The 12,840-nt window shown below is 36.6% G+C and carries 11 protein-coding genes and 1 pseudogene; 3 read left to right on the plus strand and 9 right to left on the minus strand.

Annotated features, from left to right (window positions below; genetic code table 11):
• Positions 1-431 precede the first annotated feature (431 nt).
• The 5 genes and pseudogenes from ACY45D_RS08770 to ACY45D_RS08790 all read right to left on the minus strand — a co-directional run bounded on the left by ACY45D_RS08770 (position 432) and on the right by ACY45D_RS08790 (position 5,503).
• A pseudogene (locus tag ACY45D_RS08770) lies at positions 432-1,673 on the minus strand (OmpP1/FadL family transporter).
• A gap of 646 nt (positions 1,674-2,319) precedes the next feature.
• Positions 2,320-2,550, minus strand: a complete 231-nt coding sequence (locus ACY45D_RS08775) for a hypothetical protein (protein WP_463109338.1) — start codon at positions 2,548-2,550, stop codon at positions 2,320-2,322.
• A 248-nt stretch (positions 2,551-2,798) separates the two neighbouring features.
• A complete protein-coding gene (trmA, locus tag ACY45D_RS08780) occupies positions 2,799-3,881 on the minus strand; it encodes a tRNA (uridine(54)-C5)-methyltransferase TrmA (RefSeq protein WP_463109339.1) in 1,083 nt (360 codons plus the stop codon).
• Positions 3,882-4,062: 181 nt separating this feature from the next.
• Positions 4,063-4,962, minus strand: a complete 900-nt coding sequence (locus tag ACY45D_RS08785) for a LysR family transcriptional regulator (protein ID WP_463109340.1) — start codon at positions 4,960-4,962, stop codon at positions 4,063-4,065.
• A gap of 112 nt (positions 4,963-5,074) precedes the next feature.
• A complete protein-coding gene (locus tag ACY45D_RS08790) occupies positions 5,075-5,503 on the minus strand; it encodes a guanosine-3',5'-bis(diphosphate) 3'-pyrophosphohydrolase (protein WP_463109341.1) in 429 nt (142 codons plus the stop codon).
• A gap of 128 nt (positions 5,504-5,631) precedes the next feature.
• Here ACY45D_RS08790 and ACY45D_RS08795 point away from each other — a divergent pair, with 128 nt between their 5' ends.
• Positions 5,632-5,958: a hypothetical protein gene (locus ACY45D_RS08795; protein ID WP_463109342.1), complete on the plus strand. Its 327-nt coding sequence runs from the start codon at positions 5,632-5,634 to the stop codon at positions 5,956-5,958.
• 10 nt (positions 5,959-5,968) lie between these two features.
• Here ACY45D_RS08795 and ppk1 read toward each other — a convergent pair whose 3' ends face one another.
• The 4 genes from ppk1 to ACY45D_RS08815 form a co-directional block, all read right to left on the minus strand.
• Positions 5,969-8,059 (minus strand): polyphosphate kinase 1, encoded by a 2,091-nt coding sequence (ppk1, locus tag ACY45D_RS08800; protein ID WP_463109343.1) that lies wholly within the window; start codon positions 8,057-8,059, stop codon positions 5,969-5,971.
• 186 nt (positions 8,060-8,245) lie between these two features.
• Positions 8,246-8,716, minus strand: a complete 471-nt coding sequence (locus ACY45D_RS08805) for a hypothetical protein (RefSeq protein WP_463109344.1) — start codon at positions 8,714-8,716, stop codon at positions 8,246-8,248.
• A 96-nt stretch (positions 8,717-8,812) separates the two neighbouring features.
• Positions 8,813-9,733, minus strand: coding sequence for an ornithine carbamoyltransferase (gene argF / locus ACY45D_RS08810; protein WP_463109345.1), 921 nt, complete (start codon positions 9,731-9,733; stop codon positions 8,813-8,815).
• A 126-nt stretch (positions 9,734-9,859) separates the two neighbouring features.
• Positions 9,860-10,513 carry a TetR/AcrR family transcriptional regulator gene (locus ACY45D_RS08815; protein ID WP_463109346.1) on the minus strand — a complete coding sequence of 218 codons (654 nt, stop codon included), beginning with the start codon at positions 10,511-10,513 and terminating at the stop codon, positions 9,860-9,862.
• Positions 10,514-10,758: 245 nt separating this feature from the next.
• On the opposite strand from ACY45D_RS08815, the gene prpB reads away from it, so the two are divergent.
• Positions 10,759-11,643, plus strand: a complete 885-nt coding sequence (gene prpB, locus ACY45D_RS08820; RefSeq protein ID WP_463109347.1) for a methylisocitrate lyase — start codon at positions 10,759-10,761, stop codon at positions 11,641-11,643.
• 4 nt (positions 11,644-11,647) lie between these two features.
• A complete protein-coding gene (prpC, locus tag ACY45D_RS08825; RefSeq protein ID WP_296281589.1) occupies positions 11,648-12,784 on the plus strand; it encodes a bifunctional 2-methylcitrate synthase/citrate synthase in 1,137 nt (378 codons plus the stop codon).
• Positions 12,785-12,840: the final 56 nt, after the last annotated feature.

Consider the following 12,840-nt stretch of genomic DNA (forward strand, 5'->3'; position numbering starts at 1 on the left):
AACATAAAAAACTTACATTTCGTTGAATTTGTAATTTTCCAGTGAAACAAGACGATCAGCTTCTTTTGCTCGATATTGATATAAAGAAGCCGATCATTTGTTATTTAACAAAATATATTAACGTCAGTTCGGGATAGACTCTGATGTAAGTTATTGAAAAGATAAATCAGACACAGCGGGGTCTTGTCGTTTAAAGTCAGATGAAAGGATTAACCTTCGGTTCGACCTACTTTTCTTTCGGGAAAAGTAGGCAAAACCATTTGTCAGTCGCAAACTCGTCCAATACCGCTATGTACTTAATGTATTGCAAAAACAGTAAATGACGTATGTAGTCCTGCCTCGAACAATGCGACTGACGTTACCGCGTATCATATCGTTGGGAACATATCTTATCCCGAGCTCAGGTTATATTATCAAAACCTTTCAAGTCATTAAAAGCGATAACCTATTTTCAAACCATATCCAATCGCAGTATTGTCACGGTAGTCACCTTGTTGTGCTATTTCAGAAGCACCCGGCACAGGAATGTAATAAGTACCATCTTGAGCAGTAACATCACCAATCCAAAAATATTTAAAACCTGCGGCAATAAAATAATTCGATGCAGGCGCATATTGAATGCCGAGACCCAATCCCCATCCACCTTTGGTTGGATTGAGTACAGATGCAGGATCACCAGTGCCAGAATCCCAACTTACATCTGCTGAAGCACTCCATTGATCTGTAAATTGATGTCCCAAGCCAAGTGTAATACTGTATTGATCTTTTTTATATTCATCGAGATTAAAGCCTTTGGTATATGAGCCTTGACTTAACTCTGTTGTCACCAGTTCAGTGAGTGCGCCAAACTGAGTAGGGCGGATCGTCATATCTTTCCAATTGACCCAGCGTGCATTTAAATAAGCCAAAGTATCTTGATAAACACCTGTTTGAAAGTCTAAATTGACCGACTGTGGTGTTGAAATTTCAGTATCACTCGTTTGCGTGATCATTAAGGGTTCAGAAAATATCGTTTCTTGTGCATCCATTTTATGTTTAATTTTAGAGCGATAGGTGATTGCAGTTTTTAGTGCTATTTCAGGTATTTGAAATGAAGCACCTGCTATTCAACCTACAGCGCTATCTTGTTTCATATGAGCATCATAGCCATTGAAAATACTCATAGAATTACCCCGCAAAGCAACTTTGCCTTTGACAGTTTGATATGCAGCGCCACCGTAAATATTCAAATGTGTAGTGGGCTGAAAGCCGAACAGCGTCGTTATATTTTGCGAGCTCACTTCAACAGTTGTGCCTTGTTGGCTGATTACATTATCGGAAAATGTATGATTACTGCGTAAAGGGTATTCAATTTCAGCGCCATAAGGTTGGTCGTAAATGAGACCAAATGAAACTTTGGGAGTAATTTGCAGCTTGAGTGCAGCATTATAATATTGAAAAGATTGTGCCATATCTCCTGTATTCAAGTCGCGACTATCTGCATTCACAAGATCGGGACGGTCACGTATACGTCCTGAAATATCAGGATCAATGGTTGTTGCATTCACTTCAAAATAATTTTTATCCTCAAGAAAGGCGAGTATAGATTGTCCAGATTGGTCCATCGCTGCTGAATGGCAATATGTACTTGCGAATACACTCATCATACTGAGAAGTAGTGGTCTAGTTTGCATACAGTTCTGTCCTTGAATGTATTTTTATGATTACCCAAAAAACTATTTAAATAAAAACCAAGCGCAAAATCATCGTTAAGCCTGAGTTTCATTTAGATTTTATGGAAATGTTTTTGTTGTTTTAGTGAATCATTTTTGCAATGTTTAAATAAGGGGAAGGCTGACGGATTGATGGGGGGGGGGTCGGACAATGTTTATGGTTTTAATAAATTTAACGTCAGTTTGGGATAAATTCTGATGTAAGTTATTGAAAAGACAGATCAGGTACAGCGGAGTCTTACCGTTTAAAGTCAGATACAAGGATTAACCCACTTCGTCTTGCACTTCGCTTGAAATATATTTCAACCTTGTTCAGGTTCGACCTGAGAGGTACTACCTCGCAAGGCTTTCGGGATGAGTGGCATTGCCACGCAAGGGCAAAACCATTTGTCAGTCGTCAACTCGACAAATACTATCTAGTACCTAATATATCGCAAAAACAGTATATTATAGATCTTGCGGAATATATTCCTCATGCCTCGAACAATGCGACTGACGTTTCCGCGTATCATATAGTTGGGAATATATCTTATCTCGGACTCAGGTTAAATTTAAGGTAATAAAAAAAGCATTCAGTTTACTGAATGCTTTTCTGTATCATCCATGACTATTGAATCGGTGGATGCTGTAATTGGTTGAGTTCTTTTTTACTGAAGCCTCGCGACACCAATACTTTTTTAATCCCAGTGATTACGTCTTGATCTGTAGCATTTGTTAATGCGGATAAGAGTTGATCATTGGATTTACAAGAACAATCATTTTCAACACATGCAATTTGATTCTTGTGTTCATTTTGCAGTGTATCTTCTGCCATAAACAGCTTTTGCCAAAAACTCATAGAGCCTTCATATGCAACCTAACATAGTTCGAAATATAAGCTTTTTTTTCTAAAATACAAGAGATCTATGCTTAGAGAAGCGGCTATTGAAGCTTGTATTTAGCCAGAATGTTAATTTTTGGAGAGTATATTTGCAGTATGATCATTCAGTTATTTTTTTTTAATTTATTGATATATATTTATTTAATCTAAATTCAATATAATGCCGAAGATACTTTTTCGGCATTGTAAATGTTGTAATAAATTGTTTAAATCTTTTCGAGAAGAACGCCTGATTCAACATGATGTGTGTATGGAAACTGATCAAACATCGCAAATTTTACGATTTTATGTGTCTCAAGAAGTACTTTTAGATTGTCATGCAAGGTGTCAGGATTACATGAAATATAGAGGATCTGATTAAAACCTTGTAATAGCTTTAATGTATCATCATCAATTCCCGCACGAGGTGGATCTACAAATACGCTATCAAAATTGTAGCTTTGAATATCGATTTCGGCTTCTTGTAGACGACGGAATTCACGTTCGCCATTATAAGCTTGGGTAAATTCTTCAGCGGAAAGTCGTGCAATTTGGATATTATCAATGTTGTTCTTTTCAATATTCCATTGTGCAGCATAAACAGATGATTTAGCCAATTCAGTTGCAAGTACACGATTGAATTTTAATGATAAAGGTAGTGTAAAATTACCATTACCACAATACAACTCTAATAAGTCTTGATCTGTTTTTTCAACACTATTACATGCCCATTCCAACATCTTTTGGCAGACTTGAGCATTCGGTTGAGTAAAGCTACTTTCAATTTGCTTATATTGAAATTTACGGTCAAAAACTTGCAACTCTTCAACCACAAACTCATCGCTAAGAATCACTTTTTGACCACGACTACGACCAATCAATTTAATATTGAGTTTTTCAGCCAGTTGTTTCGCTAAGCTTTCCCATTCTTCAGTTAATGGCGCACGATAGATCAGTGAAACCAACATTTCACCTTTAAGTGTTGCTAGAAAATGAATTTCAAAAAGACGTTTTGAAAGGATTACATTTGCTTTTAATTCTGCTAACAAAATTGGCATAAGCGTATTAATACTTTGATCAGCAATAGGAAAATCATCAATACGCAGCACAGTTTTTTGCTGATCTGCATCACGTTCAAACATGGCATAGAACATATCATCATCAGTATGCCAAATACGGAATTCTGCACGCATCCGAAAATGTTGCTCAGGTGAAGCAAAAACTTCTAAAGATGGTGGATTGAATTCTGCAAATTGAGTTTGGATTCGTTCAATTTTGGCATCAAGCTGTTGTTGATAAGATGAAGTCATAAAAATCAGGAAAACACTGGAATTAAGCAGTAGCGATGGTATCAAAAATAGCAGACGATGGACAATCATTCCTGTCCATCTTTAAAAATTTTTAGATTGCACAGCTGTATTAAGTTGAATATCAATCACTATGCAGATAAACATTGCTATATAAATAAACTATAAAAATAAACAAAGGCAATTAGTATTTACTTAAATGTTCAACCAAATAATCGATAAAAACACGTACAGCAGGCAATAAACCACGACGCGATGGATAAACGGCATGGAAAATACCATGTGGCGCTTTCCAGTCTGGCAGCACACGTACCAATTCTCCCGTTAAAATATAATCATTGGCAATGGTGTCGGGAAGTAGGGCAATACCACAATTTTGACTGGCCAATTTAGCCAACATCATCAAGTCAGAGCCCATTAAAATAGGATTAATTTTAATTTTTTTGGCTTGATTTTGATCATCATGCAAAACCATCTGTTGATCCAAATGTTCATCCACCATACTTAAAATACGATGTTCAGTTAAATCTTCAGGCTTTTTTAACATGCCATATTCATTTAAATAGGCTTGGCTTGCAAATAAATGCTGTTCAATATTTTCAAGTTTTCTTAAAACCAAACTTGGATCGTCATCCAAATTGGCACGAACACGTAAGGCGATATCGAAGCCTTCATTGACAATGTCTATACGGCGATTACTCACCATCAATTGCACTTTAATCTCAGGATATGTCTTTAAAAAATCAGGTAATATTTTGGAAAGTTCATTTTGTGCAATAGAAACAGGAACGCTGACTTTAATTACACCGCGTGGTTGTTCACTTAAATGATCAACGAGATCATGTGCGGATTGTGCTGCATTCATCATTACTTGTGCATGACGATAAATATTCATACCAATATCGGTCACGGCAAAATGGCGTGAACTGCGTTGAATGAGCCGAACACCTAATTTTTCTTCTAAATTATAGACCCGACGACTCAATTTTGATTTGGGAATATCTGTTGCACGTTCAGCTGCGCTGAATCCACCATGCTCGACGACTAAGCCAAAACAGTAAAAATCATCTAAATCGGAGAGCATTTATATATTCCATCATTGCAACAATAACTTGTCATTAAACTTGATTGTTGCAAAAAGTCAATTTTAAATTGTGTCAATAAAGCAAACTTAATCAAAAACCTAGACATTAAAACTATGCCGTTGCTGTAAGCAGAATGTATTGGACTTTTTTATATTCTTCCAGTCGTAACCAATCTTTGGCACTTGGCTGCGGAATTCGCGTTAAATCCATATTATCTGTAACATCTGCAAGTTTAACGACTCTTGCAATTGGGTTTTTTACAGCGCGGTAGGCCGCTTCAATCCGAGATTCACCTTCTTTTTTAGTTAATGCCAAAATTGCATCGACAATATCCTGACTGAATCCCAAGGAAATCAGATCGACAACGGTGGTATCTGTATCTTCTAAAATATCATGCAATACAGCAACGATTTGTTGCTCTGGGGTTTTAACTTTAAACATGAGTCTGAGTGGGTGAAAAATATAAGGTTGTTGAGCTTTATCTTTTTGACCTGAATGTTTACGAGCCGCTAAAGCAATTGCTTTTTCAATGGTTGACATAATATCCTTATCTTTCTTTATAAATAATAAATATAAAAATCATTAGACTTATTGAAGCATATGTTTAATACGAGTGTTTAATTTTTACAAACTCGTTTAAAATATAATTTTATTCTGTTCCAAACCTTATGCCATTTCAACTAATCACATTAGAAAATTATCAAGAAAATGTTACATGTCCGCATTGTCAACATGCAGTCATTGATTGGAATGAAGAGCAATATATTCAGCCATGTGAGCATACTTTATTTATTGCCATGGATTTGGGTTTTGAATATATCTCAGATGAATTTGAAAGCACGATGCAACGCAGTGTTGATGAAATCCATGCGCATGATGATCAAGGCTTAAACATTTTGAGTGAATTAACCCATTCAGAATACCCTAACTATTTAATTTACAAAGCAAGTTTAGGTATAGAAGGGTATTCTCGATATATTGGTTTTACGCAATAATCTGCTCATTTTAAGCCGTGGTTGTAATGATACGTTGTTCCATTAATATTTGTTGAGCAATATAAGCTGCTTGATCTTTTTTAGGATGAACAACGTACCATTGCTCATTGCTGTCCAGTTCCCAAGCTCGGGTATTGTCTTTTAAATAATTGAGTAAACCAAACTCAATAATCTGCTTTTTTAGTTTTTTATCTTCAATAGGAAAACAAGTTTCTACCCGTGAGAATAAATTGCGTCCCATCCAGTCTGCACTTGAACAATACAGCTTTTCATCTCCACCATTTTGAAAATAATAAACCCTCGTATGTTCTAAAAAGCGTCCTACGATTGATCGAACTTTAATATTTTCAGACAAATCTGGTATTTGGGGTCTTAAACAGCAAATTGAACGGATAATAAGATCAATTTTAACTCCAGCTTGGGATGCCTTATATAAAGCAGCAATCAGTTTAGGTTCAGTCAAAGCATTGACTTTGATAATGATACGCGCAGATTGCCCTGATTTTGCGAAAACGATTTCATTTTCAATTAATTGCAGTAATTGAGCATGCAAAGTAAATGGCGCATGGAACATTTTTTTAGACTTTGCCATACGTCCCATGCCCGTAAGTTCTTGGAAGATTTTATGCACATCTTCACAAAGATCAGGCTCAGTACTGAGCAATCCATAATCGGTATACATTTTGGCATTGCCTGCATGGTAGTTTCCCGTACCAAGATGTACATAACGTTTTAATTTTTCACCTTCACGTCGTACGATTAAAATCATTTTGGCATGGGTTTTATAGCCTACAATGCCATAAACCACGACTGCACCCGCTTCTTGTAAAATATTGGCGACGATAATATTAGACTCTTCATCGAAACGTGCACGCAACTCAATAATTGCAGTAACTTCTTTACCGTTACGTGCAGCTTCAGCCAGAACTTGAACAATTTCCGAATCTGGACCACTACGATATAAAGTCTGTTTAATTGCAAGTACGTTTGGATCTTTGGCTGCTTCTTTGAGCAAATTAATCACAGGTTGGAAAGAATCAAAAGGATGATGCAACAACACATCTTGCTTGCTCAATACTTCAAAGATTTTGTGTGGATTACGTAATGCTTTTGGAATGACAGCTTGAAAGGGCTTAAAACGTAATTCTGGAATATCAAAATTTGTGATTAAACGAGTTAAATTCACAGGCCCATTGACCTGATATAAGTGTTGCGGATCTAAATCAAATTGTTCTAATAAATAGGAGTTGATTGAGTCTGGGCAATTATTGGCAATTTCTAAGCGAACGGCACGACCAAAACGACGAGAAGACAACTCATCTTTTAAAGCGACAGCTAAATCATCTACATCCGTAGCCAGTGTTAAATCAGCATTACGTGTAACACGAAATTGATAACAACCTGTTGCAGTCATACCTGGAAATAAATCATTAATATGCTGCTGAATAATGGCTGATAATAAAATGTAATGCTCTTCGCCATTGGTGAGTTCATCAGGTAAACGAACAATTCGAGGCAGGGAACGTGGAGCAGGGACAATTGCCAATTCAATCTGACGTCCAAAAGCATCTTTACCCTCAAGGGTGACGATAAAATTCAGGCTTTTATTCACTAAACGAGGAAAAGGATGGGCTGGATCAAGGCTAATTGGCGTAACAACTGGTTGAACTTGTTTAAAAAAATAATTCTTAATCCATTCTAAATGCTTTTTTTCTATATTGTTGTATTGAATAAATTTAACGCCGTATTCTTCCAACTGTGGTAATAATACCTGATTTAATGTGTCATATTGCTCTTGAATAGCTTGATGGGTATTTTCAGAAATTTGTTGCAAAATGACTTCATTGGGAATGCCATCAGGCGCAGTGGTAATACTATTCAAGTCAATTTGTTTCATTAAACTCGCAACACGTATTTCAAAAAATTCGTCTAAATTCCTTGAAAAAATAATTAAAAAGTTTAAGCGTTCTAATAATGGATGATTGGCATCTTTTGCTTGCGCTAAAACCCGTTGATGAAATGCCAGCAGTGAAATTTCACGGTTTGTGTAGGTTGCTGAACTGTGTTGAAAACTGTTTAAAGCGGGCATGATCTGCGTCATTTGAAACTATCTAAAAGACTTTGTAGGCATAGTAAGATTTCAATATGACAGAATGGTTAAATATTCAGGCATACTGAAAACTAATCAATTTTAAATGGTTAAAAAATATTAATTTTTTAAATACAGCACTTTAGCAGAATAGACAATAAGCTGAATGGATGACATACAAAACCAATCGGTGATCAATCAAAATTTACATTGGTTATTGTTAATTTTAAGTTCATAACTTTTATGCTCTGAAACCAATTTCATTTTCACATAATAAGGGTTTTGTCTTTGAAACTGATTTTCAAAAATGAGGTCGCAGTTTTCAATCATACCTTTGATCAGTAAGCTTTGAATCTGTTCTTTTCCAACACTATTTGCGAATTGATTAAAATCAGACGATGTAATAATACCTTGTAGGTCAATATGATCATGAAATAAAACGATTTTTTCGATGAGCGTATTTTGGTCAATTTGTACAGGAAGTATGCGTGAATCTTCTTCACTCAGCGCAGTTAATACATCATTTAAGTTCTTTTTATCTTTAATTTTATAATTTTGATCGATCAAATTTTTCTGAATTAAATAATTATCGAGTTCAGTTGCATGGATAGACATTGAAATAAGAAGAAATAAAGTGATTGAAATTTGAGAAATTATTTTGAAATTCATTGGAGTAATACACATAATTAGAATAGGGTTTTATTATACGTCAACAAAAAATAAGCACCAGTATTGGTGCTTATTTTTATTCATTTATTACAAAAATTAAGCTTTGTTTAAATGCTCATTCAATAAAAACTCAACCAGTGCTTTTTGTGCATGTAAGCGATTTTCTGCTTCATCCCAAACCACAGCATTTTTATGGTCAAGCATGTTTTCTGAAATTTCTTCACCACGGTGCGCAGGTAAGCAATGCATAAACAAGCAATCAGGATGAGCTAAATCCATCAACTTTTCATTCACTTGGTAGTCAGCAAATGCTTTTTCACGAATCTTTTGTTCTTCTTCCTGTCCCATGCTCGCCCAAACGTCAGTCACGATCAGGTCTGCATTTACTGCTGCATCTTCAGCAGAATCAACAAGTTCTACACAATGCGCAAATTCTGAAAGGAATTCAGGTTTAGGTTCATAACCTTTTGGAGATGCAATTTTAAGCTTAAAGCCCCACATATGTGCAGCTTCAATATATGAATTACACATATTATTGCCATCACCAATCCAAGCCACTGTTTTGCCTTTGATTGAACCACGATGCTCAACAAAAGTTTGCACATCTGCAAGCAATTGGCAAGGGTGATGGTCATCGGTTAATGCATTAATCACTGGTACACTTGAATATTCTGCAAAACGTTCAACAATGTCATGCCCAAAAGTACGGATCATCACAATATCTAACATACTTGAAATGACACGCGCAGAGTCTTCAATTGGCTCACCACGACCCAATTGAGTATCGCGTGGAGATAGGAAAATAGCACTACCACCAAACTGATTCATACCTGCTTCAAAAGATACACGAGTTCGTGTGCTCGACTTTTCAAAAATCATGCCCATCACTTTACCAACAAAAGGTTGGAAAACTTCATGTTGATGTTGCTTTCGCTTTAATTCTTGAGCACGTTCGATGATGCGATTTAATTCAGCAGTAGATAAGTCACGCAGGGTAAGAAAATGTCGTAGAGCCATGGTTACTCCACAATAATTGCTTGGTCAAAATCAATACGCATTGACCAACAATATATTGTTGGTGGTTGATGAATAAAAAAACAGGAATGAAGTAATATACTATAAGAAAAGGGAAATGCAAAAAAACTAGACTTTTTGATGACCTTGCAAAAAGCGATCTACACAATAGCTGATGTAATCGTATACTTCTTGATCATCTTCTTGAATATCAACGTTCATTAGTACGCGCCATTCAATATGACGAATGATACCAAAATAAAATTGAGCAGCATAAATAGGTTGCTTACAATAGATTAAGCCTAATTCGTCTGCTTTAGTGAGTGCAGAAGCAATTGCCATTTGAATATGCTTTGGCCCTTGTTCATGAATATATAAAGCCAATTTAGGACTTCTTTGGGTTTGTTCTAAAATTAAACGGATAAACGCTGCATTCTCAGGTAGCAATAAATGCGTTTTAAAATTCATTAGGGTTTGAATGAGATATAAACGTAAATCATCCTGATCAAAATCGAACGGTACACAAATATCTTTAAAAAACTGCTCACGACGATAATCACAAATGGCAGTAAATAAGCCTTCTTTATTGCCAAAGTACTTATAAATTGAAGCTTTAGAACCACCTGCATGCTGGACAATATCATCTAGAGAAACTGCATCATAACCACGATCAAGAAACAGTTCATTGGCACTGAGCAATAATGCAAGACGGCGTTCATGACCACGTTTAGTTTGTGGTAAATCACAGCATAGGGTTCCGATTTGCGCTAAGTCATTGTGCATAAAGTTTAAAATACAGCTTCGAAAGAAATGGGTTGCTACGAGTATAACAAAGATGTCAATAAATATCTTAAGCAATATGAAACTGAAAAATAATAATCAATAAAATCAAAAAATTAAAAAAATGAATCAAAATTCATTTTTCTTTATCAAAAGTTTTATGTACACTCAGTGCATAGCCATTTTACAGAAAAGCAGGATGGCTATACCAAGAACTCAATAGATAAGTGACCGCTGTGGAAGGGAATATGACAGAACAAACATCTGCAGGCTTAAGATTTAGACAAGCTCTCGAAGTGGAAAAACCATTACAAATCATCGGTACAGTCAATGCTTATGCAGCAATGATGGCGAAACAGGTCGGTTACAAGGCGATTTATGTTTCGGGTGCAGGTGTCGCGAACTATTCTTACGGTTTACCTGATTTAGGTATGACCAGTCTGGATAATGTTTTAGAAGATGTACGTCGTATTACAGAACGTGTAGATACACCATTACTTGTTGATATCGATACAGGTTGGGGTGGTGCATTTAATATTGCACGTACAGTGAAACAAATGATTAGCGCAGGTGCTGCAGCTGTTCATATCGAAGACCAAGTGGCACAAAAACGCTGTGGTCACCGCCCAAATAAAGAAATTGTTTCTCAACAAGAAATGGTTGATCGTATTAAAGCTGCGGTAGATGCAAAAACTGACTCGAATTTTGTTGTTATGGCACGTACAGATGCCTTACAAAAAGAAGGTCTACAAGCAGTGATCGATCGTGCATGCGCATGTGTAGAGGCGGGTGCAGATGCAATTTTTGCAGAAGCAATGACTGACATTACCATGTATAGAACCGTATGCGATGCAGTCGGAGTGCCTGTATTGGCAAATATCACTGAGTTTGGTGATACACCTTATTATACGACAGACGAATTGGCTGAACAGGGTATCCGCATGGTGTTGTACCCACTTTCGGCAACCCGTGCAATGCAAAAAGCTGCACTTGAAGTTTTCCGTTCAATCCGTGAAAACGGTACGCAAGTGAATGTACTGGACATAATGCAACAGCGTAAAGAACTTTACGAATTCCTTGATTATCATACTTTTGAAAATACATTAGACAAACTATTCACCCAGGAGAAATAATAAAATGGCTGAAGGAAAAGTACTCACAGGCGCAGGATTGCGTGGTCAAGTTGCAGGTAAAACAGCACTTTCAACCGTTGGTAAAAGCGGTGCAGGCTTAACTTATCGTGGTTATGATGTGCAAGATTTAGCTGAAAACTGTCAATTTGAAGAAGTGGCTTATTTAATCTTCTTTGGTGAATTACCAACAGCAGAGCAGTTAACAGCTTATAAAGCTAAACTAAAATCACTTCGTCAGTTACCGCAAGCTTTAAAAGAAGTTTTAGAGCGTATTCCTGCAGATTCACATCCAATGGACGTGATGCGTACAGGCGTATCGATGCTCGGTAATTTAGAAACTGAGAAATCTTTTGATGAACAACAAGATGTTGCCGATCGTATTTTAGCGACACTGCCTGCAATCATCTGTTATTGGTATCGTTTTAGCCATGATGGTGTACGTATTGAAGAAAATACTGATGATGATTCTATCGGTGCTCAATTCTTACACTTACTTCGTGGCGAAAAGCCAAATGAATTGCATGAGCAAGTGATGAATGTTTCATTAATTCTCTATGCAGAGCATGAGTTTAACGCATCAACATTCACAGCACGTGTATGTGCATCAACATTGTCAGATATGCATTCATGTATTACGGGTGCGATTGGTTCACTACGTGGTCCATTACACGGCGGTGCCAATGAAGCTGCGATGGAAATGATCGAAAACTGGACGTCTCCTGAAGAAGCTGAGCGTGAAATGCTGGGTAAACTTGAGCGTAAAGAAAAAATCATGGGCTTTGGTCATGCGATTTATAAAGACAATGATCCTCGTAACGGCATTATCAAGATTTGGTCTGAGCGTTTAGCAAAAGATGTTGGCGATACAGTGCTTTATCCTGTTTCTGTACGTTGTGAAGAAGTGATGTGGCGTGAAAAGAAACTTTTCTGTAATGCTGACTTCTTCCATGCATCTGCATACCACTTCATGGATATTGCAACTAAATTGTTTACACCAATCTTTGTGATGTCACGTGTAACAGGTTGGGCTGCGCATGTGATGGAACAGCGTGCAGATAACCGTATTATTCGTCCAAGTGCTGAATATACAGGTCCAGAACTACGTAAAGTTGTACCGATTGAAGAGCGTTCAGCTGCTTAATCATCAAATAGAATCATCTAAATAAACAATATTTTTGATTCATCAAATCGTGTTTA

The sequence above is a fragment of the Acinetobacter sp. BZX-2 genome (genome assembly GCF_055179795.1).